At 48.0% G+C, this 16,308-nt stretch carries 15 protein-coding genes; 1 reads left to right on the plus strand and 14 read right to left on the minus strand.

Annotation, left to right across the window (positions count from 1 at the left end):
• Positions 1–80: 80 nt before the first annotated feature.
• The 11 genes from ACEW9O_RS29740 to atpB all read right to left on the minus strand — a co-directional run bounded on the left by ACEW9O_RS29740 (position 81) and on the right by atpB (position 10,637).
• Complete coding sequence (locus ACEW9O_RS29740; RefSeq protein WP_373553881.1) at positions 81–1,856, minus strand: capsule assembly Wzi family protein; 1,776 nt, start codon at positions 1,854–1,856, stop codon at positions 81–83.
• 273 nt (positions 1,857–2,129) lie between these two features.
• On the minus strand, positions 2,130–2,621 hold the full coding sequence (gene rfaE2, locus ACEW9O_RS29745) for a D-glycero-beta-D-manno-heptose 1-phosphate adenylyltransferase (RefSeq protein WP_373553882.1): 492 nt from the start codon (positions 2,619–2,621) through the stop codon (positions 2,130–2,132).
• Positions 2,599–3,681, minus strand: a complete 1,083-nt coding sequence (locus tag ACEW9O_RS29750; protein ID WP_373553883.1) for a YbhN family protein — start codon at positions 3,679–3,681, stop codon at positions 2,599–2,601. The genes rfaE2 and ACEW9O_RS29750 overlap by 23 nt, the downstream gene beginning before the upstream one ends.
• A gap of 49 nt (positions 3,682–3,730) precedes the next feature.
• Positions 3,731–4,357 carry a 16S rRNA (guanine(527)-N(7))-methyltransferase RsmG gene (gene rsmG / locus ACEW9O_RS29755; protein WP_373553884.1) on the minus strand — a complete coding sequence of 209 codons (627 nt, stop codon included), beginning with the start codon at positions 4,355–4,357 and terminating at the stop codon, positions 3,731–3,733.
• A 138-nt stretch (positions 4,358–4,495) separates the two neighbouring features.
• Complete coding sequence (locus tag ACEW9O_RS29760; RefSeq protein ID WP_373553885.1) at positions 4,496–4,852, minus strand: transmembrane 220 family protein; 357 nt, start codon at positions 4,850–4,852, stop codon at positions 4,496–4,498.
• Between the two features lie 236 nt (positions 4,853–5,088).
• Complete coding sequence (gene atpG, locus ACEW9O_RS29765; RefSeq protein WP_373553886.1) at positions 5,089–5,985, minus strand: ATP synthase F1 subunit gamma; 897 nt, start codon at positions 5,983–5,985, stop codon at positions 5,089–5,091.
• 6 nt (positions 5,986–5,991) lie between these two features.
• Positions 5,992–7,593, minus strand: a complete 1,602-nt coding sequence (atpA, locus tag ACEW9O_RS29770; protein WP_373553887.1) for a F0F1 ATP synthase subunit alpha — start codon at positions 7,591–7,593, stop codon at positions 5,992–5,994.
• A 169-nt stretch (positions 7,594–7,762) separates the two neighbouring features.
• Positions 7,763–8,332 carry an ATP synthase F1 subunit delta gene (atpH, locus tag ACEW9O_RS29775; RefSeq protein ID WP_373553888.1) on the minus strand — a complete coding sequence of 190 codons (570 nt, stop codon included), beginning with the start codon at positions 8,330–8,332 and terminating at the stop codon, positions 7,763–7,765.
• A 60-nt stretch (positions 8,333–8,392) separates the two neighbouring features.
• Entirely contained in the window at positions 8,393–8,914 is a 522-nt protein-coding gene (locus ACEW9O_RS29780; protein ID WP_373553889.1) for a F0F1 ATP synthase subunit B, read from the minus strand.
• Positions 8,915–9,101: 187 nt separating this feature from the next.
• Complete coding sequence (gene atpE / locus ACEW9O_RS29785; protein WP_013765656.1) at positions 9,102–9,296, minus strand: ATP synthase F0 subunit C; 195 nt, start codon at positions 9,294–9,296, stop codon at positions 9,102–9,104.
• 102 nt (positions 9,297–9,398) lie between these two features.
• The gene (gene atpB / locus ACEW9O_RS29790) at positions 9,399–10,637 is read right to left on the minus strand and encodes a F0F1 ATP synthase subunit A (RefSeq protein ID WP_373553890.1); all 1,239 of its coding nucleotides are present in this window, start codon (positions 10,635–10,637) and stop codon (positions 9,399–9,401) included.
• Positions 10,638–10,944: 307 nt separating this feature from the next.
• Here atpB and ACEW9O_RS29795 point away from each other — a divergent pair, with 307 nt between their 5' ends.
• A complete protein-coding gene (locus tag ACEW9O_RS29795) occupies positions 10,945–12,642 on the plus strand; it encodes a GMC oxidoreductase (protein ID WP_373553891.1) in 1,698 nt (565 codons plus the stop codon).
• A gap of 5 nt (positions 12,643–12,647) precedes the next feature.
• Here ACEW9O_RS29795 and ACEW9O_RS29800 read toward each other — a convergent pair whose 3' ends face one another.
• The 3 genes from ACEW9O_RS29800 to ACEW9O_RS29810 form a co-directional block, all read right to left on the minus strand.
• Positions 12,648–13,871 carry a TlpA family protein disulfide reductase gene (locus ACEW9O_RS29800; protein ID WP_373553892.1) on the minus strand — a complete coding sequence of 408 codons (1,224 nt, stop codon included), beginning with the start codon at positions 13,869–13,871 and terminating at the stop codon, positions 12,648–12,650.
• Between the two features lie 84 nt (positions 13,872–13,955).
• Positions 13,956–14,141: a hypothetical protein gene (locus ACEW9O_RS29805; protein WP_373553893.1), complete on the minus strand. Its 186-nt coding sequence runs from the start codon at positions 14,139–14,141 to the stop codon at positions 13,956–13,958.
• A 26-nt stretch (positions 14,142–14,167) separates the two neighbouring features.
• A complete protein-coding gene (locus tag ACEW9O_RS29810; RefSeq protein ID WP_373553894.1) occupies positions 14,168–16,306 on the minus strand; it encodes a peptidase domain-containing ABC transporter in 2,139 nt (712 codons plus the stop codon).
• Positions 16,307–16,308: the final 2 nt, after the last annotated feature.

A 16,308-nucleotide genomic window follows, 5' to 3' on the forward strand; every position in this document is an offset into this window, starting at 1 on the left:
CCGCAGCGATTTTGACAAGTCCTTGTTCAAGTCACTGCGGTAGCCTCAACCTTCTCAACCTTCTCAACCTCCTCAACCTATTAAAAGTCCATTCTAAGTTTCCCCATATTCACCCGCACTCCCGCGCTGATGAATTGGGCTTTCTGGTCTCGCGCATTTTCGGCGCTGTCCTTTCGACGGTAAAAATACTGAAGATCAATGAAAACATTATGCGCTAATTGGTAACTCAGGTCTAAACCCAGCAAAGAAGTTTCGGCAGCGATGCCTTGACCGATGAAATTGCCGTATTCGCGCTGGAATTGATAGTTGTTGAGCAAGATGTTGCCTCCCCAATTGTCGGTGGGTCCGTCTTCCCCAAAATTGGCACGGATGTACCGAGCATCTAGCACCAGTCTTTTGAAGGGTTGATAGCGCAGCATGGCGATGAATTCTTTAAAATTCGCGCCGAGCGGATGTGCTAAAGGCTGGTTAATTTGAACGTAAGCCGAAGCAGTATCGAAGTGTGCGTAGGTGTAAGGCCGGGCCAGATTGTATTCCAACTGCAAATCCAGGTGATCTATGCCCAGTGCATTGACGTATTTCAGGCCAGCTTGCAGGGCGAATTTGTTGGCCCAATACCCTTGATTGTCGGAGATGAGGCGTTTGAATAAAAATTCATCAATGGTCAACTGGCCGTAGAGCTGGATTTTGCGAAACAAGTTCCACTTGCCGTCAAAACCCAAGATCACGTTGTCGGGGCTACCCAAACCCTGCTCCACCGCCCGGTAAAAGATGACTGGATTGAGGTAGTGGAATTCAAAATGGTCGGTACGGGAAAACATAACGGTTTCAAAAAGCCCCAGGTTGAGATTGGGCCCCAGGTTGATGCTCAAGTGGTGAGCAGCCATGTATTTTTTCTTTTCGATGACATTATTGCCATTAAAATTGGGTGAGGAGGACACCATCTCGGCAAAAATGTTCTGGAAATGAAACTTCCAGATTTGCCAATTGAGTTTGAGGTAGAAATAATTGGGGGCAAAATCGGACAACAGCAGGGAGCGGTACCCATTGCCGATAAAATTGCGGCCAAAACCAACTTGAGTCCCAATGTGCCGCGTTAAATTGAACCCAACATAGCCGTCACTCAGCAAAAAATCATAGCCATTGTTGAATTTTAGGAACTTGCTGTTGTAGTTTTTGACCAGCGCCGCGCCAGGTAAGGCATAGGTTTTGTTGTACAAATCGCGTACGTATTGGGGGTATTGGGCCTGGTTTTCCAACAAGTTCATGTATACAAATACCCGGTCGTCGATGCCTGCCCGCAATTCCACACCTCGGGAGTATTGGAAAAAATTTTGAGTATCATCGTTGGTTTTCCCCAGTTGTAGGTTGAGGACTGGGTTGACCCGTAGGTGAAAATCGGGCGTATTGACCTCCAGCAGGTTGGCTGGCGTAGGGTAAAGCCATTTGAACAGTTGCCGTTTGCTGCGCTGGTAATGCGGACTGCGCAGGCTCGCTTCGATCATGTTCACCACCGTATCGCCTCTTGGCTGGTACTTGGGGCCACCGATGGTATTGGGCAATGCCGCTTGGCCCAGCCATTCATTGTTGTCGAGAAAAAGGTAGTTCAAATCCTCATGATCCAGGGTCGACCAGTTGGCGGAGGACAAACTATCCAATTGCAAGGCGAATTGGGTGACTTTGCTGCGGGCGTAGTATTTGAGCGAGGAATGATAAGGCGCTTCGATGCCGCCGAGGATTTCCAGGCGATCCAGGATGGAGTAGGCATAGTTGCCACGGGGAATGGGGCTGCTTTGGGCGTGGAGGGCACCAAGGTTGAGGAGGAGGAACAGGGTGAAGAGGAGTGGTTTTCTCATGGCTGCATTTTCAATGGTGTGGATTGTCTCCAAGCATTTTCCAAAGCGACACTTTATTTTCACAAAGGGCACCAAGGCAGCACAAAGGGCACAAAGTTAGACGTTGACATTGCTTCCAGCAATAGGTAGAATTCGATGAGTTGCACCAATAGTTTCGCTTGAATTCAACCTTTGTCAACATCTCGTCTTAGTATCCTTTGTGCTTTTCCTTGTGTTCTTTGTGCTATTAAAAAGTAGCTTTTGAACCCACATTGTGTTCAAATTCGATATCAATCAGCTATTCTTGATCTTCTGTTCAATCGAAGTTGTAGAATACCCTTCTACAAAAGGCAGCGTCATCACTTTTCCGCCCCGCTTCAGGACAATATCCGCTCCAATGATACTTTCCGGCGCATAATCCCCACCCTTTACCAATATATCTGGTTGCAATACTTGGAGCAAGTCCCAGGGGGTATCTTCCTCAAACGTCACTACCGCATCAATAAATTGTAAAGAGGCCATTTGCCAAATGCGAGTGTGTTCGTCGTTGATGGGGCGATGGGGGCCTTTTAAGCGCGATACCGAGGCCGCTGAATTCAAGCCCAGCACCAGCCTTTGCCCCAAATCTCGTGCCTGCGCCAAGTAATGCAAATGCCCGTAATGCAACAGGTCGAAGCAGCCATTGGTAAACACCACCGTTTCGCCTTGGGCCTGCCATTGTTGCACTCTCTGACTTGCAGCATCCCAATCCAGGATTTTAGCCTCAATTTGCGCCAGCATGCTCATGGCTCAAGGTTTTGGGGTTGTAATTGCGGTTCATGACCGGGAGCAGCATCCAGGAAGCTAGACCGATCGCCACGTTGCCACCCAATTGGATGGTAAAAAAGGAGATGTTCGCCCAGGAAAAACCATCGTCACCGCTGATGCCGTACATCGCCAGGGCCGTTTGGGCCAAAAAGTGATAGGTGCCCATTCCGCCCGGTGAAGGAATCACGATGCCCCAGCCGCCAAACACAAAAGTGATCAGCGCGGCCACCACGGAGAGGTGTGCAGTTGGAGGGAAAGCGTGAAAGTTGAGGTAGGTCATGGAATAGTACATGAACCAGATCAAAAAACTGTGGAATACAAACAACCAGGGGCGCTCCAATTGGCGAACGGTTTGGATGCCCTGCCAAAAACCTTGCGCCAGATTCGTGATTTTTTGTCCGACGCTGGTCGCCAACAGTGGTTTGCGGAAGTACCACAGTGCCCCAAACCCGAGGAGCATTACGGGAATACCCCACAAGATCATTTTTTGCAAAAGCGCAATTTTATCCGCCACCGATACGTGCTGTTTGGCAAAAGCCAGGATGGTATCATATTCCAGAGCGATGGCTAAGGCGGTAACCAACAAAATGCTGATCACGTCAATTACCCGATCCACCACCACCGTACCCATCACTTTTTCCACCGGGATATTTTCGTACTGCGCCATAGTGCCTGCCCGCAACACCTCACCCAAACGGGGCAAACCCAGATTGGCAAAATAGCCAATCATGATGCAAAAAAAGGAGTTGATGAGGCGTGGCGTATACCCCAGCGGTTTGATCAACATGTTCCAGCGAATCGCTCGGGAAATGTTGCTCACTATGAAGGCACAGAGTACCAAAAACAACCAACTTATCTTTACCGTGCCAAAATCATGCACGACCTTATCAATCAGACTACATTCCTCGCCAGGAATGCCTTTCAGGGCACATTCTGCCTGAAAAGCGGCGTTTTGATGGCGGTACAAAAGGTACAAAATGACAACGCCAATACCCAGAAACAGCAAGAATTTCAAAAAATTGAGAAAATATCGTGGCATAAGTGGTGATTAGAGGTCAGTCAACCGGGTGATGAATTTAAGCATGTGCCTACGCTTGAACGTACACAGCATATTTTTCCTCATAATAAGGATCCTTAAAAAAGGTACTGAGTGGAATTTTGTTCACAAAAGTTCCCTTCGGCAAGGCCGCAATTTCTTCGCGGAGGTCGCCGCCCTTGAGCGTGATGAGGCCATTGGGCAAAGCGTGCTGGTGCTTGCGCTTGATGAGTGGCCAGCTCCAGGCGCACAATTTGTCCAGCGTTGTCACGGCTCGGCATACGGTGAAGTCAAACTGCCGCTTGAGCTCTTCGGCGCGAGCATGTTGGGCATCTACGTTTTTTAAACCCAGGGTCTGGGCAATTTCTTTGACGACCAGGATTTTTTTACCGGTTCCATCCACTAGCGTAAATTGGGTTTCGGGAAAAACAATCGCCAAGGGAATCCCCGGCAAACCGCCGCCCGTGCCAATATCAAGTATCTCTGCACCGGGTTTGAACTGCACCACTTTGGCGATGCCCAAGGAATGGAGGATGTGGTGCGCGTAAATGGAATCAATGTCCTTGCGCGATACAACGTTGATCTTGGCATTCCACTCTCGGTACAAGTCGTCCAACTGCGCAAACTGCGCCTGTTGTTGGGCGTTGAGGTTGGGAAAATAGTCGAGGATAACCTGCATCGATTGGCTTGGCTTTTTTTGTACGGCGCAAAGATAACAAAAGTTGAGAAGCTTGGGTGCCTGGCGCTTCGACTCATCAGGTCGCTGAGCGGAGTCGAAGCGCCGGATGAGTCGAAGCGCCAGAGCACCCAAGCCTTCTTAACTTTTCCTCAAACGGTACCATTGCCAACCTAAAGCCGTCATACACACCAACAGGCCCAAAAACTCCCGAGTCAGCTCAATGTGTGGAGCTTCGGCTTTCATGTGGGCTACAATGGTGGGCATACCCATTTGTACCCAGTGGATAAAATCGGATAGGAGAGTCAACATCCAGATGGCGCTCACGCCAAGACCAATGAGAAGCATAATTTTGTTGCTTTTGCCAAAGGCGGCCATGCCGCAGGCGGCGGCTACGTAGAGGTACAAAGCTGCCCAGGCTAAGGGATCAGGGTCGTTGTATTGGACGACTGCGAAAAGGATGAAAAGGACGGCGAGGATGAGGTTGAGGACTTTCATGTGGTGGTAGATTTTGAGGGGAAAGTTAAGGGGAAAAGTAAAAAGAGTGAGGATGATTTTTGTTGTGGGTGCCAGAAAATTTAAACAGCTTCTCTGCAAGTACTCGTGAGCATCGTAGATGTATAACTAAGGTGTTGCTTAGGTTTCTTAAGTTTCTTAGGTGGTAAAAAACAAAAGGGGCGCAGCGCCAATCGCCACACCCCTTTCTATCTTTCGTTTTGTTTCTCTCGAAATTCTTAATCCGACGACAGCGCCGCAGCACCACCCACGATTTCCAAAATCTCGTTGGTAATCGTTTCCTGGCGGGCCTTGTTGTAGTGGATGCGTAGGTCGCGGAGCAGGTCGTTGGCGTTTTCAGTCGCCTTGTCCATCGAAGTCATCCGGGCCCCGTGCTCAGAAGCGTGGGTATCCAGCAGGAATTTCTGGAACTGCGTCTTCAAGATGCTGGGCACCAGGTATTCCAACAAACCTTCTTTGGTTGGTTCAAAGATGTAGTCGGCTTTTTTGGTGCTGGCACCAGCTTGAACCTCCAGTTTGGCGACTGGCAACCAGCGTTCAACTTCGGCGAATTGCATGGCAGCGTTGCGGAAGCGGCCATAAGCTACTTCGACCGCATCGTATTGCTTGCTCACAAAGGCCTCCATCAGCTTGCTTGATACTTTTCCTACGTTGCTTGAGCTCAGGTCTTCAAAAAGCATCATGTGATCGTCGATGATCCGGCAATCCGAGTAGCGTTTTTTGAAGAATTCTGCGCCCCGTTTGCCAATGCAGAGGATGTCCAGATTGCCCTTGGCGCGTACTCCAGCGTATTTGGTTTCGATGGCATGAACCGCCGCTTTATTCACGTTGGCATTGAAAGCACCACAGAGGCCACGATTGGAGGTCACGACCACAATACAGGCTCGTTCCACTGGGCGCTCCTGGCCGTAGGTTGTGCTGGCATCGCCCTCCAGGTTGGAGAGGATGTTGCGTAGCATCGCGTTCAATTTATCAGAATAAGGCCGCAATTGTTGGATCGCAGTCTGGGCTCTACGCAACTTGGACGCCGAAACCATTTTCATGGCTTTGGTGATCTGTTGCGTGTTCATCACCGACTTGATCCGATCACGAACCTCTTTTAAGTTTGCACCCATGGCAGATTACTTGAATTGATTGGTCAGCTCAGCGGCAACTTCTTTCACTTTTGCCAAGTCGTCATTTTCCAGTTTACCTGCTCTGAACGCGTCCAGTACTGCTGGATAGCGCCCTTCGAGGGTAGTCAGGAACAAATCTTCGAATTCACGAACTTTATTTACAGGAACGTCCTTCAACAAACCGTTGGTACCCAGGTAAATGATGGCTACCTGCTTCTCTACCGGTACTGGAGAGTATTGTGGTTGTTTGAGAATTTCCACGTTGCGCTTCCCTTTTTCCAATACCGCCAGGGTAGCTGGATCGAGGTCGGAACCGAATTTCGCAAAGGCTTCCAATTCGCGGTATTGCGCCTGGTCGAGTTTCAAAGTACCGGATACTTTCTTCATCGACTTGATCTGCGCGTTACCCCCTACCCGGCTCACGGAGATACCTACGTTGATGGCTGGGCGGATACCCGCGTTGAACAAGTTGGATTCGAGGAAGATCTGACCATCGGTAATCGAAATTACGTTGGTCGGGATGTATGCAGAAACGTCACCAGCCTGGGTTTCGATGATCGGCAGGGCCGTCAAAGAACCACCACCTCTTACGATGGGTTGGCCTGTAGCATCTTTTCCGTTTTTCAGGGAATCTGGCAAGTCGTTCATGTTGCGTGCAATCTCATCGTTGGCGATGATCTTGGCGGCACGCTCCAACAAACGGCTGTGCAGGTAAAATACGTCGCCAGGGTAGGCTTCACGACCTGGAGGGCGACGCAGCAGCAGCGACACCTCGCGATAGGCTACCGCTTGCTTGGAAAGATCATCGTAAATGATCAGCGCAGGACGACCTGTATCACGGAAAAACTCCCCGATGCAAGCTCCTGCAAAGGGCGCATAGAACTGCAATGGCGCAGGATCAGCAGCGGAAGCGGATACAATCACGGTATACACCATGGCACCAGCGTCTTCCAGCGTTTTAGCCACGTTGGCTACCGTAGATGCCTTTTGGCCAGAAGCTACATAGATACAAAATACAGGCTCGCCACGATCGTAAAATTCCCGTTGGTTGATGATGGTGTCGATCGCGATGGCGGTTTTACCCGTTTGGCGGTCACCAATGATCAATTCGCGTTGGCCACGACCGATTGGAATCATGGCGTCGATGGCCTTGATACCTGTTTGTAGTGGTTCAGTTACGGGCTGGCGGAAAATTACCCCGGGAGCTTTGCGTTCCAGTGGCATTTCGTACTTAGTGCCCGTGATTGGTCCGCGGCCATCGATGGGCTGACCCAGTGGGTTTACAACCCGTCCCAGGTAACCATCCCCTACTTCAATCGAAGCAATGCGGCTGGTCCGTTTAACACGAGAACCTTCCTTGATTCCATCACCTTCACCCATCAATACAACCCCTACGTTGTCTTCTTCGAGGTTCAAAACGATGGCTTGCACGCCTGAGTCGAACTCTACCAATTCACCGGCCTGAGCACTATTCAGACCATAAACACGAGCAATACCGTCGCCTACCTGTAGTACGGTACCAAACTCCTCCAATTCGGAAGCAGATCCAAATCCAGAGATCTGCTGCTTGAGTATCTGAGAAATTTCTTCTGGTCTTACATCAACCATTGTTTATCGAATTTGCACCTCACCGGTGAGTTATTTAAAAATGAGAGATGAAAGAGGAAAGATGAAAGATGAGAGATAAAAGATGAATGATGAAAGTTTCCACAAATTGGTTTTCATCTTTCATCTCTTATCTTTCATCTCTTATCTCTCATCTTTCATCTCTAAAAATTTATCTTCCAATTGCAGATTCAAACAAGTTGCCTCTGAATTCCTTGCGCATTTGATCAAGCTCGTAACGCACACTTACATCGTAAACGTGGCCTTCGAACTCGATGATAAAACCGCCAATCAGGCTTGGATCAACTTTGGTTACCACCTCTACGTTGGCATAACCGATAGTAGCATCCTGTAATTTTGCCTGAATTTTGGCTTCCAACTCGGGCGTGATTTCACCAGCAGTAATGATCTTGGCTTGTGAAATCTTATTCAAAGTCCGGTATTGGATGATGAATTCCTCCGCAATTTCCGGCAAATAAGCTTCCCGTTTTTTGGACGCCAACAAGTCGACAAATCTGAAGGTCAAGTCTTCAAATCTATCTTTGAGCAGTGCCTCCAAAGCCTTTTTTTTGCGCGAATACTGGATAACCGGGCTGCGCAGGAAGTTGTTGAAATCCTTGCTACTTTTGATCATCCGACGCAAATGCTCTACATCCCCGTGAATTTTCTCCAGGTTATTTTGCTCTACAGCCAAATCGATCAGTGATTTGGCATAGCGAGATGCAATGCGATTTACAGACATATGAGGTGTGGATGTGTGATAGTGTGAGTGTGGGTGTGTACCCCTACCTACCTACCTCGACTAATTAAATTTGATTTCCTCCACCAGTTTCTGCGCGAGCTCCATATTTTCAGTGTTGCTCTTGAGTTCTTTGCGCACCAGCTTCTCGGCAATGTCCAGGGCCATGTTGCCCAATTCATTTTTGATGCTGGTTTTTAATTCGAGGCGCATGTGCTCTACGTCGGTTTTAGCTTCAGCAATCATGGCTTGCACTTTTACTTTAGCTTCTTCCTCGGCGCGTTTGATGGTTGCTTCACGAATTTCTTTTGCTTCTTTGATGATCGCAGCACGCTGTTCCTGCGCTTCTTTCAACAAAAGTTCATTCTGTGATTGCATTTTGCCAATTTCCTCCCGGGCACGTTTGGCTTCATCCAATGCGTGTTGGATGTCAGCGTCGCGCTTTTTCAAGGATTCCTGGATCGGACGGAACGCGGTACGACCCAAAACAACCCACACCAAAAGGAAAATGACCGTAGTCCAGAAAATTAAACCTGGATCCGGTTGCATGACTGAAAAGCCGCCTAAAAAAACAAACTGCGTCATGTTTTATACATTGTAGGTCGCTTTCAAAGCGACGAGTATATTAAAAATGATGACTTTCCAAAACAAGTTTGCACAGGTTCCACGGGGAACATGCGCATCCACAACAGGAATATGAAGACCGGCCAAAAGCCAACCGCTGCTGTCCGGTCTTCCCTTTTTGTTGTAGCTTTTTTACTACGGGTAGGAATTAACCTGCCAACAGACCAACTACGATTGCAAACAGAGCAGCACCTTCCACCAAAGCAGCGGTCAAGATCATGTTTGCACGGATGTCGTTCACTGCTTCTGGCTGACGTGCGATAGCGTCCATTGCTTTGCTACCGATCAAACCTACTCCGATACCAGCGCCAAGCGCTGCAATTCCAGCTCCAATTGCTCCCATTGTAAGGATATTTAAATGTTATGAATGTTCCTATCTAAAAAATTCCAGGGTTCGTTCAACCCATGAATTTATTCGTGGGTGTCCCACGAATGAATTCGTGGGTTAGGCGTGATGCGCCTCATCGTGGTGATCGTGATGGCCATCTTCTACCGCAGCACCAATATAGGACGCCGTCAGCATCGCAAACACGAAGGCTTGCAGGAATGCCACCAACAACTCGATCAGGTTCATAAACGCGGTAAACGCGCCACCTACAATTGCACCTACAACACCACCACCGAAGCTGGTGCCGTTTTCGCCAAATACAAAGATCAAACCGATCAAACTCAGGATAATAATGTGACCAGCGGATATGTTGGCGAAAAGACGAATCATCAAGGAGAAAGGTTTGATAACCAAACCGAGTACTTCTACTGGCGTCAAGATCGTTTTGACCCAAGCTGGAATGCCGGGCATCCAGAAGATGTGCTGCCAGTAATGGCGATTGCCATTGATGTTGGTAACGATGAAGGCAAAAACGGCCAGTACAAATGTTACTGCAAGGTTACCCGTTACGTTGGCGCCACCGGGGAAGAAAGGCATCAAACCCAAGAGGTTGCAGAACAAGATGAAGAAGAACAAGGTCAGAATGAAAGGCATAAAACGCTCGTAGTGTTTTTGGCCGATCATTGGTTTGGCAACTTCTTCGCGGATGAATACAAAGAATGGTTCGAAGAATGATTGAATACCACTTGGTGCTTTACCTTCATTTTTGCGGTAGCCATTGCGTACCGAGGAAAAAACGAGGATCAGCAGCAGGGCTGCCAACATCATTGTGAACACATTTTTGGTGATGGAAAAATCATAAAAGGAAGTGATGCCACCGCCCATCATGCCACCATCCAGCGTGCTGGGTTTTTCCAGCTTATATTCCTTACCTTCGTAATGGGCGTAAAAAACTTCTACTTCTTTTTCTTTGCCCTTTACGAGTTGCATTTCTTCTTTGCCGTGTACTCCTTCGATGTGCACTTCACCCATGGGGAAGGAAGCATCTGCGATGCGGTTCACCCGACCGTGGTTGATCACGTAGCGATCGATGGCTTTGTGGCCGTGTTCAAATTTGCCAGAGGAGAGAAAAGTCCATTTTTTGCTGGGCTCACCCGGAGCGTAGAGGAAACAAGGGAGGGGAATGTGTACTCCTTTCCAGATGTGGAATTCATTGGCATCAGAAATGTGGTTCATCACGGTACCAACAGGGTCGTACTTACCTAGGGTCTTCTCTTCGTTCGCCCAGGCAAGATTCATGCCCAAAATACTGATAAACAACGTCAAAGCTATTCTGATGATCGGCTTATTGCTCACTTTCACCTTCGTTTGTCTTTAAGAATGAATTATGCTTTCGCTTAAATCGGTGCAAAGGTAGTATCTCTATTTCGCTTAAAGAAGCGAAAATTATCTTTTTTTACAATTAAGAAACATAAGGGAAGACTGAGAGACAAACACTTAGGCCATTTCCCCCCTTTTTCACATACAGAAAGCGGCAGGGCTCAGATGACGTGCAATGGCATTTGGTCGGTTTTTCCCCTAACAAAATTAAATTTTTACAAGGGTCAATGCTCCATCCTGCGTCTACTTTGTAAATTGCCGCTCTAAAATAGTACCTGCATCAATGGCAAATCTCAACCTGGATAGCATCAAAAAACGCAGTTTCGATGCGATCGTGATTGGCACCGGAATCAGCGGCGGCTGGGCCGCTAAGGAATTGACCGAAAAAGGGCTTAAAACGTTGGTCCTCGAACGGGGCCGCGACGTCCAACACATCGTGGATTACCCGACCGCAAATAAAATGCCCTGGGAGCTAGAGCACCTCGGCACCGTGCCCAGTACCATTGCTGCGGAGTACCAAAAATCCAGAACCAACATCCACTACATTTTTTCGGAAGCCACCACGCATTTTTTGGCCAAGGACAGCGAGCAGGAATACATCCAGGACAAACCCTTTGGTTGGATTCGGGGCTATCAGGTCGGAGGGCGCTCCTTGCTGTGGGCACGCCAAACCCAGCGTTGGAGTGAATTCGACTTTGAAGGCCCGGCGCGGGATGGTTACGCCGTGGATTGGCCCATTCGTTACAAAGACATTGCGCCCTGGTACAGCCACGTCGAAAAATTTGCGGGCATCAGCGGCAACCGCGATGGTTTGCCAAGTTTGCCCGATGGTGAGTTTTTGCCGCCTCACGAAATGAGCTGTGTGGAAAAACACTTTAGCCAACAGGTTGCCCAAAAGTTTCAGAACCGCCACGTCATCATCGGCCGTTGCGCCAATCTGACTCAGGTCAACGAGATTCACCGCCAGCAAGGCCGGGGCAAATGTGCCAACCGCACCCTCTGCGAACGCGGCTGCCCCCTGGGTGGTTATTTCAGCACCAATTCCTCTACCCTGCCCTGGGCGGCCAACACGGGCAAGATGACCCTGAGGCCGCATTCACTGGTGCACTCCATTATTTATGATGAGAAAAAACAAAAGGCGGTTGGTGTCCGCGTGATCGATACCCAAACCCGCGAAACGCTGGAGTACTACGCCAAAATCATTTTCCTGAACGCAGGTGCCATGAATAGCAACCTGGTGCTCCTGAATTCCACTTCTAGCCGCTTTCCGAATGGCCTGGGCAATGACAGCGGGGTACTGGGCAAATTCATTGGTTTTCACAACTATCGGGGCCGCATCTCCGCCCAATACGATGGCTTTTTGGACAGCACCACCGAAGGCAATCGCCCCAATGGTGCCTATGTCCCGCGTTTTCGCAACGTGTACAAACAAGAAACTGACTTCCTGCGCGGGTATGCTGCGCAAGTGGGCTCCTCTCGCGATATCCTACGGGATGGCTTGGGGGTGGAACTGAAGGACAATCTGCTTAAAAAACTGGGTCCCTGGAACATCAATGCTGGTATGGTGGGCGAGGTGATTCCCCGCGAAACCAACTTCGTCCGGCTCGATTCGGAGCTGAAAGACAAATACGGCCTCCCACAAATGCGCTTTTCAGTCGATTTTAGCGACAATGAGTTAAAAATGCTTAAGGACTTCCACGACACCTTTGCCGAAATGCTCGATGCTGCGGGTTTTAAAAACATTCAAAAAATCGATACCCAGCGGGTACCCGGCCACGCCAACCACGAAATGGGCGGGGTACGGATGGGCAAAGACCCGAAGACTTCGATGTTGAATGCGTATAATCAACTGCATGCTTGCAAAAACGTGTTTGTGACGGATGGGGCTTGTATGACTTCTACTTCGACGCAGAATCCGTCGTTGACGTACATGGCGCTGACGGCGCGGGCGGTGGATTGGGCGGTGCGGGAGTTGAAGTAAAAGTTTCAATTCCCACGGATGATCTCCGCCAACTTATCCCAACTCCCCGCTGGATTCCCTCGCCAACGTACCTTCAGGTTGGAGTCGAGCAAAATGGCATGAGGAATACTTTTTCCTGGATTCAAAAAAGCTTTCAGCAACTTACCTGCATAGCCCTGCGTCCAGATCATGTTGTGTTGGGTAATAACCTGCCTCACCTGATCTGCTCGGTGATCCCCTTGATTGAGGCTAATCACCTCCAGTATTGCTGCATTTTCAGCTTGAAAAGCCGCTAATTGAGGCATTTCTCGAAGGCAGGGAGTACACCAGGTAGCCCAAAAGTCAATCAAAATAAATTTACCGTTATTCTGACGGCTGTATAAACTTTCCAGTTGATTGCTATCTACCGAGTAAAAGGAAAAATTGGGCAATATTGGAGCTTGTTCAATGTCTTTGCCTACTAGGTGCTGATTCAATTTTTGGTCGGCGTACTGTACACTGTCTAAGGTTCCAAAATTGATGCTGCGTAGCCGTGGAAGAATGGGATCGATTGGGCCTGGAGTTATTTTGCGAATAGTTTTTTGATTCTGAATGCTCGGAGCCTTCATATCACATTTTAAGACTACCCCTTTTGGGGTGAATATTGGGTTAAAAAAATACGGAATCTGCTGAGATTCGTTGCTAGGCAGGTCTTCAGTAATCCAGTAATAATAAGGTTTGCTATTGGGCGTGCTCAAGGGAAGTTCATACTCTTGGCAGAGGTAACCGCCGATCATTTCTTTGCGCCTTCCAAGTTTTCTTAACTTGGAATAATCCAAATTAAACCATTCACTTACTTTAATTTTATCTCGCCAATTAGGATCCTCTGTGTTGTTCTCCAAAAAATCTTCGACTTCTTTGAGATTGCTAAGCATGGTACGGCTTCCACTATGATGATCAATGATTTCAGCATGGAAACCTGCTTGAAAATTGATCTTGTAAATGTCTTTATCATCATCCAAATATGATTCTTCCCAAATGCTGTCTTGTTTGATATAGGTTCGTATTCGTAAAGAATCGGCTTGAAAGAATCGGATTTGTCGATCCGTTGATCCCAATTTTTTTAAGCCAATTACTGTCTTCTCCCGAAAACCAGGTTCGTACTTAAAGACTATAGCATACTCCAATACTCCTTCAAATCCAGTGGATTGACTTAAAGAATAAAAAGGAACTATAAAACAGCATGCACATGCCAGTAAAATTTTATTCATTTTTTAGAATTTAAAAACCAGATTGTAGTTTGATGAAATGTATTTTCCTTAACTACAATCTGGAAAACTTAATGATACAAAGCTTTACTGTGGATCAGGATCACATTGAAGCGTGTAAGTACCTCCATGCCCAAATACAGCAAAAGTTTCAAGAACTGCGTTAAGTTGCGTAGTGTTTGTAGCGGCTAATGTCTGCAAAACCTCCGTAACTTTACTACACAGAATACCACCTTGTAGCGCCTCCAAATTTTCATTTGATAAAACTTTCATTGGTTATGAATTTAGTTGTGAAAAAATCAAATACTTACAGATTCCCCCACTTCACTCACAATCATTTGCCCTTCAATTCTGTACACTTTATCCGCCCCATCCAGGAGGTCGCTCCGATGCGTAAGCAATAAAATGCCCATCTGGGATTTCAACTGCATTAAGGTCTGGTGTACAAATGCTTCCGCGCTTTGATCCAAGGCCGAACTGGGCTCATCCAACAACAACAATTGTGGTTGTTTCCACAAGGCTCTGGCCAGTCCAATCAGTTGTTTTTGGCCGCCTGAAGGGCTGATTCCATTTTGACCGATCAGGGTGTTGACCGCCTGAGGAAATTTATCGAAATAAGGCGAAAAGCCGTACTGCTCTAAAAAGTCAAAAAAGAGCTGGGGGCTTTCAGGCATACTCCCAAACAAAATATTTTCCGCCAAGGAACCATTGAAAATTTTTACTTCTTGCTCCACTACCCCCAAGCAGTTTCTCCAAGCGCTGGTAGCAATCAAGTCCAAATCGATGCCGTTCACTTTAATTTTACCTTGTTCCTGCTTGTAAAATTTTTGGAGGGTCTGTAAAAGGGTACTTTTGCCGCTGCCTGTTTCACCCATGAGTACTACCAATTCCCCTTTTTTTACAGTAAGATTTACTGATTCGAGCAGCGGGTTGCGTCCAGGAAAGCGAAAACTGAGGTTTTGCACCTGCAATTCCTGAAAATCTTTGACCTGGGCCAAATCTTGCTCGGTATGTGGATCAAATTCGGCTTGCAGCCCGGTGAACTCCTTCATCCGATCAAAAGCCACTCGCGCTTCTTGCAACTGGATATTGGTCATGGCCAGCCTGGATGCGGCCGCAATGAGCATCCCGGACATTTGGAGTACGGCCATCAGTGACCCCACGGTCATCCCTCCACGCAATACGTGCCATGAAATGTAGAGCAACAATAAACCCGTAAAGACAGAGCTAAGCAACTCTGTCCAAAATCCGAAATTCATCCCCACTTTGCCTAGTTCCAGCGAACGTTGCTGAAAAATGGCATACACATTTTTGAGTGAATGGATGAAGTGGGCTTCCCGATTAAAAAGCTTGATGGTACCCGCGCCTTGAACTGCCTCCACAAAAGTGCTTTCTGCATTGCTATAGCTTATCATGGCCTCTTTTTGGCTTTTCAATATGGGTTGATGATAACGCCAGGCTACCCAAAAGAACAAAGGCAGCCAGCCCAGCATCACCACACCCGTCACCCAATTGTAGCTTAAGCCTCCGATAAGTACCACCAAAATCATTAAAAGGTCAATGGTGCTGGAGGCCGACAATTGGCTTACTGTTCTTTGGATACGTGAGGTATCGTGCATACGGGCAACCAGATCTCCCGTGCGCCGATTGTCAAAAAAAGCTTTGGGTAAGTGCAGCAGGGACTCAAAAAAATACTGCACAATGCGCAAGTTAAAATCCCGGGCTTGTCGCAACAAAAACAATTGCCGGACATAACCCAAGGCACTTCGGGCAAATAAGAGTACCAAGAGCAGGCCTATTCCACCGTACAAACGCACGTAGTCCTTATTGGGCAGAATATGATCAATCAATTGTTGTGAAAATACAGCAGTGCTGATACCCAGAATGGCCAAAACCACCCCAATGACCACCGCCATACCCAACAAATTCAGGTCTTCCTGCAAAAATGACCACATCCAACGCCATTGACTTTGGGGGCTATTTTCTTCGGACTGTGGTGCGTCAGCAGGGAATTTAAAAAGAAGTAGTGTTTTGGATTGCCATACGTCGTCCAATTCTCCTGCGGTATATTCTTCTACCGTCCCCTTTCCCGGGTCACTGATGACATATCGCTGCAGCGCTTCATCGTAACCCCAGTACACCAGGTAATGGTAGAAGTTGTTGCTTACAATGTGCAGGATACAAATGTCAGCACAGGCTTTAAGGCTGTCCAGATCAGCTTCGTAGCCATCTACTTCCAACCCGGTTTGGATGGCTGCTTGTTTTAGCCCCAACATGGTTGTACCCGAGGCATTGGTGCCACTCCAATCGCGGAGTTGCTCCATGGATATGGTTTTGCCCCAGTACTTGAGAATGGTTTGAAGACAGGCTACTCCACAATCGGCCTGGTCGTGTTGGCGAACGGTGGCACGTTGGAGTTGTTTGTAGGGGATGGTCATGG

The organism is Haliscomenobacter sp. (assembly GCF_041740695.1).
Classification (GTDB): Bacteria; Bacteroidota; Bacteroidia; order Chitinophagales; family Saprospiraceae; genus Haliscomenobacter.

What these genes read in the sequence shown, in the direction of transcription:
- ACEW9O_RS29740 (WP_373553881.1), bottom strand. Translation starts at nt 1,856, where the DNA reads ATGAGAAAACCACTCCTCTTCACCCTGTTCCTCCTCCTCAACCTTGGT.
- rfaE2 (WP_373553882.1), bottom strand. Translation starts at nt 2,621, where the DNA reads ATGAGCATGCTGGCGCAAATTGAGGCTAAAATCCTGGATTGGGATGCT.
- ACEW9O_RS29750 (WP_373553883.1), bottom strand. Translation starts at nt 3,681, where the DNA reads ATGCCACGATATTTTCTCAATTTTTTGAAATTCTTGCTGTTTCTGGGT.
- rsmG (WP_373553884.1), bottom strand. Translation starts at nt 4,357, where the DNA reads ATGCAGGTTATCCTCGACTATTTTCCCAACCTCAACGCCCAACAACAG.
- ACEW9O_RS29760 (WP_373553885.1), bottom strand. Translation starts at nt 4,852, where the DNA reads ATGAAAGTCCTCAACCTCATCCTCGCCGTCCTTTTCATCCTTTTCGCA.
- atpG (WP_373553886.1), bottom strand. Translation starts at nt 5,985, where the DNA reads ATGGGTGCAAACTTAAAAGAGGTTCGTGATCGGATCAAGTCGGTGATG.
- atpA (WP_373553887.1), bottom strand. Translation starts at nt 7,593, where the DNA reads ATGGTTGATGTAAGACCAGAAGAAATTTCTCAGATACTCAAGCAGCAG.
- atpH (WP_373553888.1), bottom strand. Translation starts at nt 8,332, where the DNA reads ATGTCTGTAAATCGCATTGCATCTCGCTATGCCAAATCACTGATCGAT.
- ACEW9O_RS29780 (WP_373553889.1), bottom strand. Translation starts at nt 8,914, where the DNA reads ATGACGCAGTTTGTTTTTTTAGGCGGCTTTTCAGTCATGCAACCGGAT.
- atpE (WP_013765656.1), bottom strand. Translation starts at nt 9,296, where the DNA reads ATGGGAGCAATTGGAGCTGGAATTGCAGCGCTTGGCGCTGGTATCGGA.
- ACEW9O_RS29795 (WP_373553891.1), top strand. Translation starts at nt 10,945, where the DNA reads ATGGCAAATCTCAACCTGGATAGCATCAAAAAACGCAGTTTCGATGCG.
- ACEW9O_RS29800 (WP_373553892.1), bottom strand. Translation starts at nt 13,871, where the DNA reads ATGAATAAAATTTTACTGGCATGTGCATGCTGTTTTATAGTTCCTTTT.
- ACEW9O_RS29805 (WP_373553893.1), bottom strand. Translation starts at nt 14,141, where the DNA reads ATGAAAGTTTTATCAAATGAAAATTTGGAGGCGCTACAAGGTGGTATT.
- ACEW9O_RS29810 (WP_373553894.1), bottom strand. Translation starts at nt 16,306, where the DNA reads ATGACCATCCCCTACAAACAACTCCAACGTGCCACCGTTCGCCAACAC.